The following is a 20,159-nucleotide window of genomic DNA, read 5'->3' as shown; positions in this document are numbered from 1 at the left end:
GGCGACAACGCCATCCTGACCGGCACCACCGTCCACGTCTCCGAAGACGCCGCCGGCCTGCTGAACAAGACCTTCGGCACCGACGCCGTCAAGCGCGGCCTCCTCGTCGGCACCGCCACCATCACCGCACAGATCAAGTAACACCCCACGTACTCCGGCTGTGCATGGCAGACCGGAACGGCCAACGCCCCGTCGCTCGCGACGGGGCGTTGCTCGTGCGTCGAGGCGCCGGGTCAGCGAGCCCGCGCTCGGTACGCACCTGGCGCGGTTCCGCACGCACGGGTGAAGTGCACGTAGAAACTCGATTGCGACCCGAACCCTGCGGCGTGCGCGATCTCCGACGTCGTCATGGACGTCGTCGCGAGCAACCGCTGCGCCTCGGCCACCCGGCACCGTGTCAGGTACTCGACGATCGTGGTGCCGACGTCCTGTCGGAACACCGACATCGCGTAGTGCGGGTGCAGGTGTGCGGCCGCTGCGACCTCAGCGACCTCGATCGGTTCGCGGAACCGGTCGACCACGAACCGCACCATGTCGATCACGCGGTGCATGGCATCCGCGGTGCCGTGCCCGCCGCCGGGCCGCAGGTCAACGGCATCGCGGTGGTGCCGGAGCAGGCGACGCACGAGCGCCTGCGCCTCGAGGTTGGCGATGATCTCCGCACCGTCGTCCTCGAAGTCCTGCTGCCACGACCCGAGCATGGACTCGACATCACGCCCGGCAGCTGCGGTCGGCACGACGACCGGGCGGTTCAGGAGCATCGCTCCGAGGTCGTGGTCGGGCAGTCCCCACGCCAGCACCTCGGCCAGCGGGATGTGCACCCAGCGGAACTCGCCGGTACCGGTGCCGTCGCCCACGAGCTGGTGCGGGGTCCAGCCCCAGAACAGTGCGATCTCGCCCGCGTGCACACTGACCGGCGCCCCGCCGAACCGGTAGTCCAGGTGCCCGTCGAGCACCAGGTTCATCTCGAGGTCGTCGTGCCGGTGGGAGGACGCCATGAGCGGGGCCGGGCCGCGGTGGCTCCAGTACGCCGCTTCCATCGTCTCCACGTCGAGCACGTTGCTGAGCCTACGTCAGCGAGCAACCTCCCCACACAGGACCTCCGTCAGGGGGTCGCTTCACGAGACCAGTAGTCGGCCCTGATGATCAGCAGTTCTCCGTCCACTTCTGCGCTCAGGTTGACGGTCCGCGGGTCCCACAGTGTCCCGCGCTGACGAGCTTGCGGAGTCATCCCCAAGCTCGTTGCGAGATCCTGCGGACTCACTCCCTCGGGCGGTCGGACCGAGAGCACGGCCCAGCACCCACCTGAAGCGCACTCCTTCTCCTCCGCGATCAGCTCGCTGCCCGCGGGTAGCGAGACCGAGGAAGCGGGTGGCACATCCCCCTCGGTTGCGAACGCGAACAGGGACACGAGGCGAACACCGGCGAGCAACGCGACGACCGCGAGCGTCACCACGACCGTCACCACGACCGATCGCTTCCGTCTCCCTGTGGCCGTCACGAGCGCCACCCTACGGCTTCGGCGCAGCAGCCTGTCCTGGTACTCACTCGACGGTGTGGAGCACTTCGATGCTGACGGGCACGTTCCCAGAGCACGTCGTACTCCTCACGACTTGCCACAGGCTCCGCCGCCTACTTGTCCCACGCCGTCACGGACGCGAGACCTCGGGCGGCACGTTCCTCATCGAGGAGCTGCTGCACCACCCGGCTCTTCGCGGCCGTGTACGCACGACCATCCGACGATCGCGCTGCTCGGGTCTTGACCTCCCGGTACCGCGCAACGGCGGTGGGGTCGCGCAGCAGTTTGTCCCGGAAGAGCCGTTGGTTGCACTCGTCCCACTGGTCCGAGGCGAAGGCGTGGAGGATGTGGGTCCTCGCCCCGTCTCGCTCTCGGGTGTACACCCCGTGGTTCTTCGGACCGGAACGGTGCTGCGTGTAGCCCGTCGCCGCGAGCAACGGGCCGAGCGCCAACGGATCCGTGTCGACTGCGACCCGGACCGCGATGTCGATGACCGGCTTCGCTTCGAGGCCCGGGATGGCCGTGCTGCCGATGTGTTCGACCGCGAGCACGCGGTCTCCGAGCGCGGCGACGAGCCGCGACGCCTCACGCTGGTAGTCCGTCGCCCAGGAGTCGTGGTGTGCTTCCAGCTGCACCGCGGGAGGCTCGTCCACGGACCGGATCGTGGCCATCGCCGCTGGCCACAGCGCGTCCAACCGTGGTCCCCACGGATCCGCCATCACGCCGCTCTGACGGAGTTCGACCACCTCGGACACGGGGAGCCACTTCCAGGCCATCACCTCGGCCGGAGCTGGCCGCACGGTCGAGCCGGCAGGTTCCCGGACGGTGAAGAGATCCACCAGCGCAGAGTCCTCGGTGAAGCGACCGACCCACTGCAGCGCGTCGGGCGCGACCTCGAGGGCGGTCTCCTCGCGCAGTTCACGACAGGCCGCCGCTGTCCCCGACTCGCCGGCGAGCGCGCTGCCACCGGGAAACTCCCACCCGTGCGCGAACTCCTTCGTCGGAGCTCGTTGCGTGACGAGGATGGTCCCGTCGGCGCGGTGGACGCAGACCGTGACCACGAGGTGGAAGGACCCGACGGGCCAACCGCTGTCGCCTCGCCGGAACGTCGTGCCCGTCGCTCCACCGCCCGCATCGACCACGTCCCACCACTCGTCCACGACCGCCAGCGTACGACGACCGTCGCGACCCGGGTCGTGCCACCGCACGAGTCGTGATCGTCGAGACCCCAGACGGCTAGGGGCGCGCAGCGACGACGGCGACCAGACCGCGCCAGTCGGGGTGGTAGTCCTCGTCGACGGCCGCACGGCTCTCCGAGTAGAAGGAGGCGACGCGCAACGCGAGGGACGGACTCAGCGCTCCGGACAGAGCCGTCAGGCTCTCGGCCGCGGCGAGGTCCGTGGCGGAGCCGAACCGGTGGTGCACCGTCCCCTCCCGCTGGTCGGCGAGGACCATGCTGTGCACGAGCGCCCCGCGGACCACCCCGAGCACGAGGTGCAGCCCGATGACGTCCGCTCCGCGTCCGAGCCGCGTGGCGGCCAACGCGAGGTCGAACCGCTGACTGTTGTCCGGAGGCTCCGGAGGAAGCTCGAGCGTCGCGCCTCGCGTCGCGAGGTCCACGCGGCGGCCGTCCGCGAGCACTGTCCGAACGTGCTGCACACCGTCGTCGAGGGTGCTCTGCCACGCCCACGGCTCACCTCCGAGGAGTGTCCGCGCGTCGACGTCCGCAACGAGATCGAGCTCGACGTCGAGGTCGCTCCACCGGTCCAGCTCGTCGGGCGTGAGGACGGAGCCGTACGGACGGACCGCGCCGACCGCCGGTGCCGTGCGGAGCCGCTCGAGGAGTGACTGCTGCCAGCGCATCACCGAACCCTCCGAGCGTCGGCGACCGCGAGGTGACGGACCAGGTCGGCCGGATCAGTGCACATGGCCTCGAACAGTCGGTAGAGCGTCTCCGAACGGTCAGCCGGCCCCACGGCGTAGCAGGACTTGTCGAGACCGTAGGCGATCCCGGTCTCGATGTGCGCCGCTGCTCCGGCAGGGAGGACGAGCACGAACCGGTCGGCGGAACGGAGCGCTGCGAGGTCCTGTTCGAAGAGACTCCGGATGCCAGGTTCACCGAGCCGTGCTGCGTCAGCGCCACCGGGCACTGCGAAGGCCAACGCCTCGTCGTCGTACTGCGCTCGAACGAAGCTGTAGCACTGCGCGCCTGCACCTTCGAGCGCATCCACGACCTCGGCGACCGCGTCCCGGTTCCGCCAACTCCCTGCGACGAAGAAGTCCATCAGGCGAAAGTACTCGTCGGTAGCGTGGTGGGATGGTGTACACCCCGCACGAGCCGTACCGGACGAGCATGATCGCCGTGGACGGTGGGGCGTCCATCTCCTGCGAGGAATCGGGCACCGCGGACGGTGTTCCCGCGCTCTGGCTCCACGGCGGGCCCGGAGGGTCACTCGGCAGTGGCTGGTACCGCACGCACTTCGACCCCGAACGCTTCCGGCTGGTGGGGATCGATCAGCGCGGAACCGGGCGGAGCAGCACCTCGGAAGACGACCTCGCCGAAGCGCTGGCTCGGCAGACCACGCAGCAGCTCATCGACGACATCGAGGCCGTCCGCACCGCGCTCGGCATCGACACCTGGGTCGTCGCGGGCATCTCGTGGGGAACCACACTCGCCCTCGCGTACGCGCAACGGCACCCCGAACGTGTTCGCGCGCTCACGCTCGTGGCCGTCACCACGACCAGTCGCAGCGAGGTCGACTGGATCACGGAGGGCATCGGCCGCCTGTTCCCCGCGGAGTGGGACGAGTTCGAACGTGCGAGCCACCGGCGCCCCGACGAGCGCGTCGTGGACGCGTACGCCCGGCAACTCGCGTCGCCGGACGCCCGGGTCCGCGAAGCCGCGGCGGCGGCTTGGGATCATTGGGAGAACGTGCACGTCTCGCTCGACCATCCCGAGCTCCGTGGGCACGGACACGTCGGGCCGGCGCGACGCGAGTCGTTCGCACGGCTGGTGACGCACTACTGGAGCAACGATGCCTTCCTGCCCGGCGACCAAGCGGTCCTGGCACGCCTCGACCGGATCCGTCACATCCCCACCACGCTCGTGCACGGACGGCGCGACGTCAGCGGTCCTGTCGTGACGGCCTGGCGTCTCCACGCTGGCCTCCCGGAGAGCACGCTGACGATCGTGGAAGACGAAGGACACGGCGGTCCGGAGCAGAGCGACGTGCTCAGCCGAGCGCTCGACCAGCACGCCGACAGGACCTGGACCGCTCCGGAGGCGTCCGCCGTGATCTGACGACCGATCCGAGGATCCTGGAACCCCACCGTCCGAAGCCGGAGGACCGCACACCCCCGCGCTTCCTACCGTCGACACATGACCAAGATCACCATCATCGGCGCCGGCGGCTTCGTCTTCCCCTTCCGCCTCATCGGCGACCTCGTCTCCTTCCCCGCCCTGCAGGACGCGACGTTGCACCTCATGGACCTCGACGCGGGCCGGGTCGCCCGCACCGCGACCGCAGCCCGCGAGCTCGTCGCCCACCACGGCCTCGGCGTCGAGGTCCTCGACACCACGGACCGGCGTGCGGCCCTGGCGGGTGCCGACGTCGTCATCATCACGTTCCAGGTCGGGGGCGTCGAGTCGTACAAGTGGGACGTCGAGATCCCCCGCAAGTACGGCATCGACCAGGCGGTCGGCGACACCGTCGGCCCGGGCGGCGTCTTCCGCTTCCTGCGGTCGGTCCGCGCGTACGAGGACATCGCCCGCGACGCCCTCGAGCTCTGCCCGGACGCCCAGTTCATCAACTACGCGAACCCGATGGCGATGGCCACGGCGTTCCTCAACGCGAAGGGGCTCCGGACGGTGGGGCTCTGCCACAGCGTGCAGGGCACGACCCGCATGCTGGCCCGCACGCTCGGCGTGCCGTACGACGAGGTCGAGTTCGTGAGCGCCGGCATCAACCACCAGGCGTGGATCCTCGAGTTCACGCGTCGCAACGGCGAGGACCTGTACCCGCGTCTGCGCGAGGTGATGACGGCGAAGCACCAGCGGGGCGTCGCGGCGTCCGACCTGCACGACGACGACGGCGACCACAGCGAGGCGGCTGCCGCGGCGAGCAACTACGAGGGCGGCAACGAGCAGGTCCGCACCCAGCTGATGCGCTCGTTCGGGTACTTCGAGACCGAGTCGAGCCACCACGCCAGCGAGTACGTGCCGTACTTCCGCAAGGACCCGGAGACGGTGCTCGAGTACATCCCGGAGCGCTGGGACTACTACGAGATCTGCCTGGCGCACGACGAGCAGGGCGACGTGGACACGCAGCTCGAGAAGCTCAAGGCCGACCTGACGCCGAGCGTCGAGTACGGCGCGAGCATCGTGAACGCGATCGTGACGGGTGTGCCGGCGGTGGTCTACGGCAACGTGCCGAACGCCACGGGCGTCATCCAGAACCTGCCGTCCGACGCCTGCGTCGAGGTCGCGTGCCTGGTCGACGGCAAGGGGGTGCAGCCGACGTCGTTCGGTGAGCTCCCGCCGCAGCTCGCGGCGATCAACCGCACGAACACGAACGTGCAGACCCTGGCGGTGCGTGCTGCGCTGACGGGCAACGTCGAGCACGTCCACCACGCGGTGGCGCTCGACCCGCTGACGGCGGCGCACCTGACGCTCGACCGCATCGCCGAGATGACCGACGAGCTCCTGCACGCCCACGCGGCGCTGCTCCCCGAGTCGTTGCGTCCGGCGGACGCGGTCACCGCGGCACCGGTGGCCGACCGGGAGGCCCGCCCCGCGCTCGTCTGAACCGTCGCGCCCGACGTGGGGTCGGGTCCAGGACGCGACCCCACGTCGGACGCGCGGCGCCCCGTGTGCGCACCCCGCGCCTCCCGGCCGACCTGAACGGCACCACGACCTCAAAGGAGAGGACCATGCCGACCCGACCATCCCCCCAGCTCGCCAGACGGGGGTTCCTCGCCCTCGCCGGCATCTCGCTGACCGGCGCGCTGGCAGCGTGCGCCGGCGGCGGCACGACCGGCCGCGGCGGGACGAAGCACATCCGCCTGTCCACCTGGAACATCCCGACGGACATCACGAGCTACCAGGCGATCGCCGACGAGTTCGTCGCAGCGCACCCCGGTACGAGCGTCGCCGTCGAGGTGACCACCGGGCAGTTCCACCAGTGGTTCATCACCCGGCTCGCCGCCGACCTGGCGCCGGACGTCATCCGGATCACCCCGCAGCAGATCGGCCGGTACGCCGCGAACGGCAGCCTGGTCGACATCTCGGGGTCCGTCCCGGCGGACTACCGGCAGGACTACAGCGACCCGTTCTGGGCGATCGGCGCGCGGGACGACGGCGTGTACGGCGTCTTCCAGCACACCGACAACTTCATCACCTACTACAACCGCGACGTCATGGAGCAGATCGGCGTCACACCTCCGGAAGCCCTGGCCGACGCGTGGACGTGGGACGAGTTCCTCGACGTCGCGAAGGAGGTCAAGCAGGTCACCGGCAAGTACGCGTTCGGGTACGGCTGGTCGTCGCCCGAGACGGCGTACCGGTGGCTGCCGCTGGTCCACCAGAACGGCGGCGCGTTCCTCGGCGAGGACGGTGCCACCCCGTCGATGGACACCCCGGAGGCGATCGACGCCCTGGCCTTCGGCCGGAAGTGGTACGCCGACGGACTCGCGACCACGGGCAACCTCAGCAAGAGCGGCGGTGGTGACGTCTCGCGGAACCTGTTCCTGACCGGGCAGATCGGCATGATGCTCAACAACCCGGAGTCGATCACGCAGCTCGACACCGACATGCCGGACAACTGGGGTACTGCCCCGATGATCCGGAACGTCGGCGAGGCGAGCGACCTGGGCGGCAACGCCCTGGCCGTCACGAAGTCGAGCAAGCACCCGGAGCTCGCGGCCGAGCTCGTGGCGATGATCACGTCACGGTCGAAGATGCAGCAGTTCTGCCACGACGGCAACTGGCTGCCCGCCCGGAAGTCCCTCGACGCGAAGGACATCGGGTACGCCGCGAACACCGACACGATGCAGCGGTTCATCGACCAGGGGACGACGATCCCGCTCTCGATGGTGAAGGCCGAGAGCGGCGAGTACTTCAGCTCGCTCAACGCGGTGTTCGCCGACTACCTCGACCTCTGCCTGCTCGGGCAACTGAGCCCGAAAGAGGCCTCGAACCAGATGATGGAGGCGATGCGCAGTGTCACTGCGAACTGAGACCGCGCCGGTCCGCACGACGGCGTCCACCGCTCCACCGACCGGCGGACCCTCTGCGGGCGGCGGCGCCCGCCGGAGCCGGGGCCGCTTCGTCCCGTACGTGTTCATCGGCCCCGCGGCGCTGCTGTTCCTCGGCTTCTCGCTCATCCCGATCATCACGGCGATCGCGCTGAGCTTCCAGGACTCCAGCACCTCGCTCGGCGACGGCACCTGGGTCGGCGGGAAGAACTTCGTCGACATGGGCTCTGACCCGCTCATCGGCACGGCGCTGCGGAACACGCTCGTGTTCACGCTCGGCACCGTGCCCACCTCGATGGCGATCGGGCTCGCCCTGGCGGTCGCCCTGAACCGGCCGCTGCCCGGGCGCTCGGTGTTCCGCGCCCTGTTCTTCGTGCCGATGGTCGCGGCCGGCGTCGTGGTGGGCGTCATCATGTCGTGGATCTTCAACGGCGACTACGGCGTCGTGAACAACCTGCTCGAAGCGCTCGGCATGGGGCGCGTGCCCTGGCTGACCGCTCCGGGGTGGGCGATGGCGACCCTGGTGGTCGTCGTGGTCTGGACCCGGATCGGCTTCTGCATGGTGATCTACCTCGGCGCGCTGCAGTCCGTACCCGCCGAGCTCAAGGAGGCCGCCGCGATCGACGGCGCGTCGCGCTGGGTGCGGTTCCGGACCATCACCTGGCCGCTGCTCCGCCCGACGACGTCGATCCTGCTCATCCTGAACGTCGTGTTCTCGTTGCAGGCCTTCGACGTCATCTACGTGATGACCGGCGGTGGCCCCGGCTTCTCGACGACCGTGCTGATCCAGTACGTGTTCCGGTCCGCGTTCATCGATGCCCGGATGGGCTACGCCGCGGCGCTCGGACTGGTGCTCGTCGCGATCCTGCTCGTGTTCACGCTGCTCCGGCAGCGCGCCAACCGCAAGGCGGAGGAGATGCTCTGATGGCCGTACTCGATGTCCGCGGTCCCCGCCGCCGTCCGGCTGGAGCCCGCTCCCGGCGCCGGCCTGGTCGCTGGGTGCTCGTCGCCGGGCTCACCGCCCTGGCCATCCTGATGGTGTTCCCGCTGTACTGGATGGTCGTCTCGGCGCTCACCCCCGGCGGGCAGTCGCAGAGCGGCACGTTCTCGCTGTTCCCGACGCGGCCGACGTTCGAGAACTACACGCAGGTGTTCAGCACGCAGCCGGTCTGGCGGTGGCTCGGCAACTCGGCGCTCATCACCAGCGTCGGCACCGCGTTGAGCGTCGTCGTGTCGTTGATGGCCGGGTACGCCCTCGCCAAGTTCCGGTTCATGGGCCGGGGGCTGCTGTACTCGGCGTTCCTCGTCACGATCATGATCCCGATCCAGGTCACCCTGGTGCCGAGCTTCCTGGTCGTCGCGAAGATCGGCCTGGTCGACTCCCCCTGGGCGGTGATCCTGCCGACCGTGTTCGACGTCGTCGGGATCTTCATCGCCCGGCAGTTCATGCTCGGGGTGCCGGACGCCCTGATGGAGGCCGCTCGACTCGACGGCGCCGGCGAGTTCCAGACGTTCTTCCGGGTAGTGCTGCCCTCGTGCGGCCCCCTGGTCGGGGTGCTCGTGATCCTCGGCTTCATGACGCGGTGGAACGACTTCCTCTGGCCGCTCGTCGTGCTGCAGGGCAACGAGAACCTGACGGTGCCCGTGGCCCTGTCGACGCTGACGAACAACCCGGCGTTCAGTTCGCCGTGGGGTGCCGTGATGGCCATCGCGACCGTGACCGTGCTGCCGCTGCTCGTGGTGTTCCTGGCGTTCCAGCGCCAGTTCGTGCAGGGCATCGCGTCGACCGGCATCAAGTAGCCCGGCGGGCGCGCGCCGGCACGGCGGGCGCGCGCCGGCACGGCGGGCGGCGTACCTGCCCGAATCGGGCGTACCTGGTCGATTCTTTCGACCAGGTACGCCCGATTCCGCATACCAGCGCAGTGGACATGGGAAAGAAACAACGGGAGGCACGGTGCCAACTGGCACCGTGCCTCCCGTCCGTCGTCCGCGTCAGCGGATGATCGAGATGTTGTCCGCCTGCGGGCCCTTCTTGCCGGGGCCCACGTCGTACTGCACGTGGTCGTTCTCCTCGAGCGACCGGTAGCCGGTCGTCGCGATGATGCTGGAGAAGTGGGCGAACAGGTCCTCGGACCCGTCGTCGGGGTGGATGAAGCCGTACCCCTTGGCGTGGTCGAACCACTTCACGGTGCCGGTCGGCATGGTCGACAGCACGGCGTCAGTGGATGCGCAGTTGCGCGACCATCGGGCAGGCGAACGGGTCACGGGCAGCGAGCCCGACCCGGTTCAGGTACCGGACGACGATGCCGTAGGAGCGCAGCAGGGTCGTCTCGGTGTAGGGCACCTCGAGCGTGTCGCAGTGGTCGCGGACGAGCAGTCGGGCCTGCTTCAGCGCCGGTCGGGGCATCGACGGGAACAGGTGGTGCTCGACCTGGTAGTTCAGGCCGCCCATCAGGAACGAGACCCACCAGCCGCCGCGGATGTTGCGCGACGTGCGGACCTGGCGCGAGAAGAAGTCGACCTTGGCGTCGTGCGCGATGGTCGGCATGCCCTTGTGGTTCGGGGCGAACGATGCGCCCATCATCACGCCGAACACGGCGAGCTGCACACCGAGGAACGCGCAGGCCATGCCGAACGGCAGGAACCAGAACACGACCGTCAGGTAGATGCCGAAGCGCGCGACGAGCAGCGCGGCCTCGAGCCAGCGGTGCTTGACGTCGGCCTTGGTGCCGTTGCCGGTGACGATGCTCTGCACGGCGTACCGGTGCAGGTTCAGGCCCTCGAGCGTCAGCAGGGGGAAGAACAGCCAGCCCTGGAACCGCATGAACGTCGTCATGAGCGGACCCTTGACCGCCGCGGCGTCCTCCGGCAGGAACCGGATGCCGTCGGGTGCGATGTCGGGGTCCTTGCCGACGGTGTTCGGGTTGCCGTGGTGGCGGGTGTGCTTGTTCATCCACCACGAGTAGCTGAGGCCGACCAGGAACGTGCCGAGCCAGCGGCCGGCGTGGTCGTTCCACTTCTGCGAGGCGAAGACCTGGCGGTGCGCGGCCTCGTGCGACAGGAACGCGAACTGCGTGAAGATCACGCCGAGCGCGCCGGCGACGATGAGCTGGAACCAGGTGTCGCCGAGGAATGCGAACGCGACCCACGCGAGGGCGAAGGTGACGATGAGTGTGCCGAACAGCGACCAGTAGAACCCGGTGCGGCGGCGGAGGAGTCCGTTCTCCTTCACCTGCGCGAGCAGAGCGGAGTAGGTCGAGGTGCCCTTGGGGCTTCCTGTTCCTGGACGAGTGCGTGTGTAGCCCGGAGCGAGCGGAGTGGTGGTCAAGTGGACCGACCTTCCGGTGCGGACCGGCCCTTCGACCGGTTCGTGGTAGTTCACGCGATTGCGCTTGGTGCGACCCTAGGGCCTGAAGGTGCGATTCCACCTGACAATCCGCCTGCCCCACTACGGTGATCGGATGGGCAAGGTCACGCTGCAGGACGTCGCCGTGCACGCCGGCGTCTCGATGAAGACCGTGTCCAACGTCGTGCGTGGCTACCAGCACGTCAGTCCGCCGATGCGCGACCGGGTGCAGGCCGCGATCGACGAGCTCGGGTACCGCCCGAACGTCTCCGGACGGTCGCTCGCCACCGGCCGGTCGAACATGCTCGCGTTCGCGTTCCCCGACCTCCGGCGGCCGTACTTCGCCGAGCTCGCGCACGTGTTCTCCCGCGTCTGCGCGCAACGCGGATACCAACTGCTGCTCGAGGAGACCCTCGGCGAGGCCGACGGCGAGCGCTCCGCCGTCCGCGGTCGCGAGGCCGGGGTGGTCGACGGCGTCGTCATCCACCCCCAGGTCCTGACCCCCGAGGCGATCGACCGGATCCGCGGGGACACCGCCGTGGTCTTCCTCGGCGAGGACGTCCGCCCCCAGTTCTCCGACCAGGTGGTCATCGACAACGCGGCCGCGGCGGCGCAGGCGGTGGCCCACCTGGTAGCGCTCGGTCGCCGGCGCATCGGCTTCTTCGGGCACGAGACCGGCCCGGAGTCCAGCACCTCCGGCGTGCGGCTCCACGGCTACCGCGCCGGGCTGGCAGCCGCCGGCCTGCCCGTCGACGACGCGCTCCTGGTCCCCCGCGAGGTCGGTGACGCCGCAGGTGCCGAGACCGCGTTCGGTCGGGCGCTCGACGCCGGGCTCCGGGTCGACGCACTGCTCTGTCGCGACGACCTCGCCGCCCTCGGGGTCCTGCGCGCGATGCGGTTGCGCGGGCTCGACGCTCCGCGGGACATCGCGGTCGTGGGGTGGGACGCGATGGGACTCGGGTCGAGCCTGGTACCGAGCCTGACGTCGGTCGCGCCGGACACCGTCGCGCTGGCGGACACCGCCCTCGACCTGCTGCTCGAGCGGATGGACGGCTCTGAAGTACCCGGCAGGCTGGTCACGGTCGGGCACCGGCTGCTGGTGGGCGAGAGCGCGCCGTTCCCCGACGGCTCGGTCGACCGCGGGCCGGTGCCGGGCCAGGGCCGAGTCTCGGCCTGAGCGACACTCCTCGTGGCGATCCGCCCGAGGAGTGTCGCCCAGCGCGAGTCTCGACGCAGCATCAGCGCTCGCCCGGGTGCACGCTCCCCAGCAGCTCGACGACGACGGCACGCAGCGCCTCGGGCAGGTCGACGGTCCCGAGCTCGACGATCCGGTCGGCACGCGGCAGGTCCTTGGACACGATCTCCCACGCGGCGAGCTTCTCGGCGTTGCCGGCCTGCGCGCGTTCGAGGGCGCGCCGGACGGCCTCACGGGCGTCGACGCCGACCACCGGCGGCCCGGCCAACGTGACCGCTCCGCCCGTGGCCGACTCCACGGTCAGGTCGACCGAGAACCGGTCCTCGCCACGGGCGGACACGACCTGCCCGTCCGCGGGGACGCCGAGGAACGTGATCCGCCAGTCGCGACGGGCCGGGACGACGTCGACCGCGCCCGTGGTGGCGTGCACGCGGAACTCGGCGAGCGCCGCGTCCCACGTCAGGCGGGTCTCGGCACTGCGGCCGGTGTCGCCGGCGGGGTCCTCCTGGTCCTCGACCAGGGTGAACGAGCCGGAGGCACCAGGGGCGACGAGGACCTCGAACGCGGTCGGGTTCGCAGTGGCGTCGAGTTGGTCCTCGGCGGCGAGGGGCAGCAACCCGCCCTCGCGCAGCAGCACGGGCACGGTGTCGAGGGTGCGGTGCAGGTCGACGAACCGGTCGCCCGCGTACACGGTGCCGGTGAACACGTCGGTCCAGGTCCCCGGCGGCAGCCAGGCCCGTGCGGTCCCGTGCAGGGTGACGGGGTCGCGCGGTTCGACGATCGGGGCGACGAGGAGTTCTGACCCGAAGGAGTACGTGTTCGGAACCCGGTACGCCTCGTCGCGCCGTGGTTCCAGGTGGTACAGCGGGCGGACGAGCGCGGTGCCCTCGGCGGTCCGGTGGTTCATGGTGTGCAGGTAGGGCACCAGGCGGTGACGGAAGCGCAGGGCCTCCCCCATCGCGGTGCGCGGCTCGGCAGGGAACACCCACGGTTCCTTGCGGATGAACGGGTTGTTGGCGGAGTGCAGGCGCATGATCGGCGAGAACACCCCGAACTGCACCCAGCGCGTGGCGAGCTCGTCGTCGCGGACCCCGCGGGTGTGGCCGCCGATGTCGTGACTCCACCAGGGGTAGCCGATGTTCGCGGCGGTGGCGGTGAACTCGGGTTGGAACGCCAGCGACGCCCAGGACACGACGGCGTCGCCGGAGAACCCGACGGCGTACCGCTGGCTGCCGGGGCCGGCGTAGCGCGAGAAGGTCATCCCCTGGTCGCCCGAGCGTGCCGAGTCGAGCAGGTGGAAGTGGTTGAGCAGCCAGAGCGGGTCGACGCCGGGCAGACCGCTCTCGCTGCCCTGCTGCCAGTCGATCCACCAGAAGTCGACGCCCTGCGCCTCGAGCGGTCGGTGCAGCTGGTCGAAGTACGCCTGCAGGAACCGCCGGTCGGTCGGGTCGAACGGGATCGGCTGCTCGGTCGCCGGGTCGATCCCCATCGCCTCGGCCATCGCGGGGTAGGCGTCCTCGAACGCCCGGACGCCGTCGGCGGGGTGCAGGTTGAGCGTCGTGCGCATCCCCCGCCGGTGCAGTTCCGCCAGGAAGGCCTGCGGGTCGGGGAAGAGCGACGGCTCCCACGAGTAGCCGGTCCAGCCGTCACCGAACTGCGGCGGTACGGAGTCGACGCGGTGCCAGTCCATGTCGATGACCGCGACCGAGAACGGCACGCGTTCCTCGGCGAACCGGTCCATGAGTTCCAGGTACGAGGTGTCGCTGTACGGGTGGTAGCGGCTCCACCAGTTGCCGAGCGCCCACCGGGGCAGCCGCGTGGGGGCGCCGGACACCTGGTGGAAGGCCCGGAGGGCGCCATCGAAGTCGCGGCCGTGGGCGAACACCGTGACGTCGCGGCGACCGGGCACTCGCGTGCCGATCCAGCCGTCGTCCTCGAACAGGAACGACTCGCTGTCGTCCAGCGCGGTGATGCCGTCGCGGGCCAGGATGCCGGGTTCGAGGGGCATCCGACCGTCGACGTCGTCGAGGGTGCGGCCGGTGCCACCGAGGTCGCGGGGTTCCTGCCCCCAGCGCCAGCGGTTCGCGTCCGGGCCGATGGTCTCGACGACCAGGCCGCTCGGGCTGAACGGACGACCGTCGTAGCGGAGCCGGGCGCGTTCGGTCGTGACGACGAGGCCACCTTCGCCGACGCGCTCCACGGTGAACGCCGGCACCGACAACCGCCGCCGGATCGCGAACGTCGAGGCGCGGTCCTCGAACCCGCCGTCGTCGCTCCACTCGACGCGGAACGTGCCGGCGTCCAGCACGGTGATCCGCCAGTGCTCGCCGGTGACGACGGCGGCCGGGTCGGCGATCGGGTCGGATCCGGGGAACGGCCGGATGGTCGGGAGTGCGGTCTCGGTCATGGTCACGTCGTACCCCTCAGCTCTTGACCGCGCCCTGCGTCACGCCGCTGATGACCCAGCGCTGCGCGAACAGGTAGACGATGATCGTCGGCGCCATGGCCATCAGGTACGAGGCGAAGGCGACGTTGTAGTTCGTGCCGAACTGGCTCTGGAAGATGTTCTGCACCACGGGCAGTGTCTGCAGGGTCGGGTCGGCGGTGATGAGCGACGGCATCATGAAGTCGTTCCACGACGCCAGGAACGCGAAGATCCCGACGGTGGCGTTCATCGGTCCGAGCAGCGGCAGGATGATCCGCCAGAAGATCTGCCACGTGCTCGCGCCGTCGATGCGGGCGCTCTCCTCGAGCTCGACCGGGATCGACCGCAGGTACGCCGAGTAGAGCAGCACGCTGAACGACAGTTGGAACATGGCGTGCAGGATGCCGACGCCGATCGGGTTGTCGAGGCCCATCTGGGCGGTCAGCTTGATCTGGGGCAGTGCGACGACCGGGAACGGCAGGAACATCGCTGCCAGCAGGTAGACGAACGACCACCGGAAGAACCGCTTGTGCCAGTTCCGGACGATCGCGTACGAGGCGAACGAGCTGAGCAGCAGCGTGGCGACGACGGTGAGCGCTGCGACGCCGAGCGACACCGAGAACGAGACGGGGAAGCGCGTGAGCTCCCAGGCCGATGCGAACGAGCCGGGGTTGAACGGGAACGGCAGCGACAGGGCGTTGCCGTCGACGGACTGCTCGCTCGTCTTGAACGCCATCGCGACGGTCACGTACAGCGGGATGAGGATCGTCAGCGCGGCCAGTCCGAGCACGACGGTCAGGGTCCAGTTCGTGCCGCCGAGGCGTCGCCGGTGTCCGCGGCCCGGTCGTCGCGCGTCGCCGGTGGTCACCGCGCGGGTGTCGGTGGGTGGGCGGGTGTCGATGGCGGTCATGCGAGTCGCAGGTTCCTTCCGCGGGTCGCCGCGAGCTGCAGCACGGAGATGAGGACGGTGATGATGAAGAACACGGTCGCGTTCGCCATCTGGTAGGCGTAGTCGCCGCCGGTGAAGCCGCCGAAGATGGTCATCGCGACGCTGCTCGTCGCGCTGCCCGGGCCGCCGTTCGTCAGGCCGACGATGACGTCGTAGGCGCCGAGGTAGCCCTTCACGCCGAGCACGGTGTTGATGACGATGAAGCCGCCGAGCAGCGGGAGCGTGATCGCGCGCAGCTGCTTCCAGCCGGTCGCACCGTCGAGCGAGCTCGCTTCGTACAGCTCCTCGGGGATCGAGGTCAGCCCGGCGGTGTAGATGAGGAGGGCGCCGGGCACGGTCTGCCAGGCGGACACGATCACGATCGCGACCCAGGCCAGGTTCGGGTCGCCGAGGATGCTCTGCTCCAGGGGTCCGAACCCGACGCTCGTGGCCAGGGCCGGCACGGTGTTCGAGAACAGGAAGTTGAACACGTAGGCGACGATGATCCCGGAGATCACCATCGGGATCACGAAGATCGATCGAAGGCCCGCGGCGAACCGGATCTTCTTCGCCAGCGCGATCGCCAGTGCCAGCGCGATGACCTGCGTGACGATGACGGTGACGACGGCGAACCCGAGGGTGAAGCCGTACGAGGCGAGGATCGCCGGGTCGGACACGAGCGCCCGGTAGTTCTCGAGCCCGAGGAAGTTCCACTGCCCGAAACCGAGGTAGTCGGTGAAGCTGTAGAAGATGCCGACGCAGGCGGGTGCGACGACGAAGGCCGTGAACGCGATGAGGGCGGGCACGAGGAACAGGTAGTACATGCCCTCCGTCCGGCGGAGGGAGCCCGGGCGACGCGGACCGGCGGCGCGGTGCGTGCGGGCGGCCGCGGTGGCCGGCCCGGACGTCGCCGGGTCGGTGTCGCGGGAGAGCGGGGTCTGCATGGTCATGGTGGCTCCTGGAGTCCTGGTCCGGCTCAGACCGTCGCCGAACGGCCGGCGAGACGCCGCCAGTCCGAGTCGAGCCGCTGCAGCATCGAGGTGAAGTCCCCGCTCCGGATCGCCGACTGCAGGTAGTTGCCGAGCGGGATCGAGGTGGGGATGAAGGTGCCGGCGCCCTGGTAGAACGCGGCGTCGTCGACGTACTGCTGCAGGCCGGCGAGCCGCTCGTCCTGCTGCGGCGGCGCGTCCTTCGTCGGCGAGTAGGCCAGGTTGTCGCGGTTGTAGGCGTCGATGACCTCGGGCTGCATGAGGAACTCGACGAGCTCCTTCGCTTCGTCCGGGTGCTGCGACGCGGTCGGGATCCACAGGCCGAGGTCGATGTTCACCCGCGCCTGTCGGTCGCCGGGGTCGTTCGAGACCGGCAGTGCGAACGTGCCGACCTCGAGGTCCTCGTCGACCAGCGCGATCTGTCCGAGCGCCCACGGCCCCTGCAGGTACATCGCGGCCTCGCCCTTGCCGAACGCCAGGTTTCCGTCGGCGTAGGCACGGGTCGCGTGGTCGGGGTTGAAGAACGTCGAGATGGTCTTCGCACGCTCCATCGGCACCGCGAAGTCCTTCTCGAACGACACTTCGGAGTCCGGGCCGACGTCGGTGCCGAGTGCCTTCATCTTCGTGAAGAACGACCCGGTGTCGACCAGGCTGCCCACCGAGTAGTCGAACAGCCCCTGCCACAGCGTCCAGGTGTCGCGGTCCGTCGCGTAGATCGGGGTGATGTCGGCCTTCTGGAGCGTCCGGCACACCTCGACGAACTCGTCCCACGTCGTCGGCACAGGCAGGTCGTGGTCGGCGAAGATCCGCTTGTTGTAGATGACCCCGGCGGCGGCGAGCGAGTACGGCAGCACGCTCGTGCGGTCCTCGAACTTGGCGTACTGGTTCGTCAGGGTGTCGATGTCCGGTCGGACCCGTGCCGCTGACGGCAGGTCTCCGAGGTCGCTCAGCACGCCGCGGGAGATGTAGCGCGCGAGTTCGAGGTTGTCGTTGAAGCAGCCGACGTCGGCCGGCTCACCGCGGACGAACTGCGGCGCGATCGCCGCCGTGCTGTCGTGCACCACGGACAACCCGGAGCGCCCCTTCTCGAAGCGCCGCAGGAGCGCGTCGAAGTAGGCGATGACCTCCTGCTTCTGCTCGTAGAAGCGCAGCGTGGTCGCACCCCCTGCCGCTGCGCGCGGTGCCGCGCACCCCGCGAGCGCCATCGTGCCGAGCGCGATCCCGCCGGCTGCTCCGGCGAGGAACCCCCGCCGGCTCACGGCCGCGCTGATCGTTCCGGTCCTGCTTCCCACCATCGGGCAACTCCCTCGTGCGCGTCGTCGCGCACGTCTTGTTTACAGCGCTGTAAACGGGAAGTCAACGTTGTAATCGCACGTGGCGGGGTATGCACGCCCACAGGCGGACGGGAGGCGCGGGTCGCTCCCGCCCCGCGCCTCCCGTCCGCCACTCGCCGGCGCGACCGCTGCGCGCACCGTGCGCACGTCGCCACCCGGTGCGCCGTTGGTCGCTCCGTGCGCGCCTACGGCGCCGCACCGAGCACGCAACCCGGCACGGAACGGCCAAGGCTGCACGGTGCAGCCTTGCCCGCTCACCCGAACGACACGCCTGGGCGAACACACAGGAACGCGAGCAGGCACCATGGAGGGCATGGCAAGCACCACCTCCGCTCCCCCGCCCGGCCCCGTCGAGACGACGTCGAAGGTGCGGCGGTGGGTGTTCTGGCCCGCCGCCGTCCTCGTGCTCGGCTTCGTGGCGTTCACCCTGATCTCCCCGTCGAGTGCCGAGGCGATGTTCGTCGGCCTGCAGGACGGCATCGTCAAGAACTTCAGCTGGTACTACGTCCTCGTCGCCGCGTTCTTCGTCGGCTTCTCGCTGTTCGTCGGCTTCAGCAAGTTCGGCGACATCAAGCTCGGCAAGGACCAGGACGAGCCCGAGTTCTCGACCGGGTCGTGGTTCGCGCTGCTCTTCGCCGCCGGCATGGGCATCGGCCTCGTGTTCTACGGCGTCTCGGAACCGCTCAGCCACTTCGCCTCACCGCGCCCCGGCGTCACCGGCTCCGAGAACGAGCTCGCGCAGCAGGCCCTCACCCAGACGTTCCTGCACTGGGGACTCCACGCGTGGGCGATCTACGTCGTGCTCGGTCTGGCCCTGGCCTACGCCATCCACCGGCGCGGCCGTCCGGTGTCGATCCGGTGGGCGCTCGAGCCACTGCTCGGCAACCGTGTGCGCGGCGGGTGGGGCAACCTCATCGACGTGATCGCGCTCGTCGGCACGCTGTTCGGTGTCGCGACCTCGCTCGGCCTCGGGGTCATCCAGATCGGCGCCGGGCTCGAGAGCGCTGGCATCGCCGACAGCAGCATCGTCAGCCAGATCGCCATCATCGCCGTGATCACCGCGGTCACCATCGTGTCGCTCGTGACCGGTGTCACCAAGGGCATGAAGATCCTGTCGAACTTCAACCTGCTGCTCGCCGCCGCACTGCTGCTGTTCGTGCTCATCGTCGGGCCGACCCAGTTCCTGCTCCGCGACTTCGTGCAGTCCATCGGCGCGTACCTGCAGAACATCGTCGGCCTGTCGTTCAACGTCACCGCACAGCAGGGCGCCGAGGGCGTCGCCTGGCAGGGCGCGTGGACCACCTTCTACTGGGGCTGGTGGATGTCGTGGGCGCCGTTCGTCGGCGTCTTCATCGCGCGCATCTCGAAGGGCCGAACGGTCCGCCAGTTCGTGTTCGGCGTCCTCCTCGTCCCGACCGCGCTCACGTTCCTCTGGTTCGCCGTGCTCGGCGGCGCCGCCATCCACCGCGAGACCGACGGCTCCGGTGGCCTGGTCGGCTCGGACGGCTCGGTCGACCTCGAAGGCTCGCTCTTCGCCCTGCTCGGCGACCTGCCCGCCGGAGCGGTGCTGACCTTCGGCGCGATCCTGCTCATCGGCGTGTTCTTCGTGACCTCGTCGGACTCCGGGTCGCTCGTGATGGCGATGATCGCGTCCGGCGGCGACATCGAGCCGAAGAACTGGCTCCGCGTCTTCTTCGCCACCGTCTCGGCACTGCTCGCCGTTGCCCTGCTGCTGAGCGGCGGGCTGAACGCTCTCAAGACGGCGGCGATCACCACGGCGTTGCCCTTCAGCGTCGTGCTGCTACTCACCTGCTGGTCGACGATCATCGCATTCACCCGCGAGCGGCGGGCGTACGACAAGGCCGAACGCGAGGTCCTGCTCGAACACGTCGGCGCGTACTACGGGCTCGAGGTCGAGGGGCCGTCAGAGCGCGCGCCGCGATCGGCGTTCGGTCGGCCGTGGGCAGCCGTCAAGAAGCGGGTGCGCGGCGGGTCAGCGGCGCATCCAACCGCCACCGCCCTCGACGACTTCCCGATCCGGACGCAGGCGGTGTCACCCGACCCGGCGGTCGACGCGAGCCTGGACGACGGGCCGGCTGCGGAGAGCGCTCCGCGCCCGACGGACGGATGACGGAGTGGCGCGGACCGCTCAGCGGTGACGCGCCAGCGGC

The 20,159-nt window shown here is 69.8% G+C and carries 18 protein-coding genes; 7 read left to right on the top strand and 11 right to left on the bottom strand.

Annotation, left to right across the window (positions count from 1 at the left end; all coding sequences use genetic code 11):
* Positions 1–233 precede the first annotated feature (233 nt).
* The 5 genes from EDF51_RS06760 to EDF51_RS06740 form a co-directional block, all read right to left on the bottom strand.
* Positions 234–1,058 (bottom strand): helix-turn-helix domain-containing protein, encoded by an 825-nt coding sequence (locus EDF51_RS06760; protein ID WP_134194282.1) that lies wholly within the window; start codon positions 1,056–1,058, stop codon positions 234–236.
* A 47-nt stretch (positions 1,059–1,105) separates the two neighbouring features.
* Complete coding sequence (locus EDF51_RS06755) at positions 1,106–1,501, bottom strand: hypothetical protein (RefSeq protein ID WP_146249836.1); 396 nt, start codon at positions 1,499–1,501, stop codon at positions 1,106–1,108.
* Positions 1,502–1,632: 131 nt separating this feature from the next.
* Positions 1,633–2,679, bottom strand: coding sequence for a GrpB family protein (locus tag EDF51_RS06750; protein WP_166673502.1), 1,047 nt, complete (start codon positions 2,677–2,679; stop codon positions 1,633–1,635).
* 76 nt (positions 2,680–2,755) lie between these two features.
* Positions 2,756–3,382 (bottom strand): hypothetical protein, encoded by a 627-nt coding sequence (locus EDF51_RS06745; RefSeq protein ID WP_111086698.1) that lies wholly within the window; start codon positions 3,380–3,382, stop codon positions 2,756–2,758.
* Positions 3,382–3,804, bottom strand: coding sequence for a hypothetical protein (locus EDF51_RS06740; RefSeq protein ID WP_134194278.1), 423 nt, complete (start codon positions 3,802–3,804; stop codon positions 3,382–3,384). Before EDF51_RS06740 ends, EDF51_RS06745 begins: the two co-directional genes overlap by 1 nt.
* Positions 3,805–3,836: 32 nt before the next feature.
* On the opposite strand from EDF51_RS06740, the gene EDF51_RS06735 reads away from it, so the two are divergent.
* The 5 genes from EDF51_RS06735 (at position 3,837) to EDF51_RS06715 (ending at position 9,571) form a co-directional block, all read left to right on the top strand.
* On the top strand, positions 3,837–4,820 hold the full coding sequence (locus tag EDF51_RS06735; protein WP_134194276.1) for an alpha/beta fold hydrolase: 984 nt from the start codon (positions 3,837–3,839) through the stop codon (positions 4,818–4,820).
* Positions 4,821–4,898: 78 nt separating this feature from the next.
* The gene (gene melA / locus EDF51_RS06730) at positions 4,899–6,323 is read left to right on the top strand and encodes an alpha-galactosidase (RefSeq protein ID WP_123673548.1); all 1,425 of its coding nucleotides are present in this window, start codon (positions 4,899–4,901) and stop codon (positions 6,321–6,323) included.
* Positions 6,324–6,448: 125 nt separating this feature from the next.
* Positions 6,449–7,753: a sugar ABC transporter substrate-binding protein gene (locus EDF51_RS06725; protein ID WP_243837084.1), complete on the top strand. Its 1,305-nt coding sequence runs from the start codon at positions 6,449–6,451 to the stop codon at positions 7,751–7,753.
* A complete protein-coding gene (locus tag EDF51_RS06720) occupies positions 7,737–8,696 on the top strand; it encodes a sugar ABC transporter permease (protein WP_134194274.1) in 960 nt (319 codons plus the stop codon). The genes EDF51_RS06725 and EDF51_RS06720 overlap by 17 nt, the downstream gene beginning before the upstream one ends.
* Positions 8,696–9,571 (top strand): carbohydrate ABC transporter permease, encoded by an 876-nt coding sequence (locus EDF51_RS06715; RefSeq protein ID WP_071252441.1) that lies wholly within the window; start codon positions 8,696–8,698, stop codon positions 9,569–9,571. The genes EDF51_RS06720 and EDF51_RS06715 overlap by 1 nt, the downstream gene beginning before the upstream one ends.
* 192 nt (positions 9,572–9,763) lie before the next feature.
* Here the strand turns inward: EDF51_RS06715 and EDF51_RS06710 are convergent, their stop codons facing one another.
* Both EDF51_RS06710 and EDF51_RS06705 read right to left on the bottom strand, forming a co-directional pair.
* A complete protein-coding gene (locus EDF51_RS06710; protein WP_111086735.1) occupies positions 9,764–9,973 on the bottom strand; it encodes a cold-shock protein in 210 nt (69 codons plus the stop codon).
* Positions 9,974–9,989: 16 nt separating this feature from the next.
* Complete coding sequence (locus EDF51_RS06705; RefSeq protein ID WP_123293869.1) at positions 9,990–11,099, bottom strand: acyl-CoA desaturase; 1,110 nt, start codon at positions 11,097–11,099, stop codon at positions 9,990–9,992.
* Between the two features lie 133 nt (positions 11,100–11,232).
* Here EDF51_RS06705 and EDF51_RS06700 point away from each other — a divergent pair, with 133 nt between their 5' ends.
* The gene (locus tag EDF51_RS06700; RefSeq protein WP_134194272.1) at positions 11,233–12,294 is read left to right on the top strand and encodes a LacI family DNA-binding transcriptional regulator; all 1,062 of its coding nucleotides are present in this window, start codon (positions 11,233–11,235) and stop codon (positions 12,292–12,294) included.
* A 61-nt stretch (positions 12,295–12,355) separates the two neighbouring features.
* On the opposite strand, the gene EDF51_RS06695 is transcribed toward EDF51_RS06700, so the two are convergent.
* The 4 genes from EDF51_RS06695 to EDF51_RS06680 are packed head-to-tail and all read right to left on the bottom strand — an operon-like array spanning position 12,356 to position 17,913.
* A complete protein-coding gene (locus EDF51_RS06695) occupies positions 12,356–14,719 on the bottom strand; it encodes a glycoside hydrolase family 31 protein (RefSeq protein WP_134194270.1) in 2,364 nt (787 codons plus the stop codon).
* Between the two features lie 16 nt (positions 14,720–14,735).
* Positions 14,736–15,647: a carbohydrate ABC transporter permease gene (locus EDF51_RS06690; protein ID WP_134194268.1), complete on the bottom strand. Its 912-nt coding sequence runs from the start codon at positions 15,645–15,647 to the stop codon at positions 14,736–14,738.
* A complete protein-coding gene (locus tag EDF51_RS06685; RefSeq protein ID WP_134194267.1) occupies positions 15,644–16,615 on the bottom strand; it encodes a sugar ABC transporter permease in 972 nt (323 codons plus the stop codon). The genes EDF51_RS06690 and EDF51_RS06685 overlap by 4 nt, the downstream gene beginning before the upstream one ends.
* 26 nt (positions 16,616–16,641) lie before the next feature.
* Complete coding sequence (locus tag EDF51_RS06680) at positions 16,642–17,913, bottom strand: extracellular solute-binding protein (protein ID WP_134194323.1); 1,272 nt, start codon at positions 17,911–17,913, stop codon at positions 16,642–16,644.
* Positions 17,914–18,301: 388 nt separating this feature from the next.
* Between EDF51_RS06680 and EDF51_RS06675 the strand changes: the two genes are divergently transcribed.
* Positions 18,302–20,119: a BCCT family transporter gene (locus EDF51_RS06675; RefSeq protein WP_243650173.1), complete on the top strand. Its 1,818-nt coding sequence runs from the start codon at positions 18,302–18,304 to the stop codon at positions 20,117–20,119.
* Positions 20,120–20,159 lie beyond the last annotated feature (40 nt).

Source organism: Curtobacterium sp. PhB25 (assembly GCF_004365375.1).
Classification (GTDB): domain Bacteria; phylum Actinomycetota; class Actinomycetes; order Actinomycetales; family Microbacteriaceae; genus Curtobacterium.
This window is presented reverse-complemented; position numbering and strand designations above follow the sequence as displayed.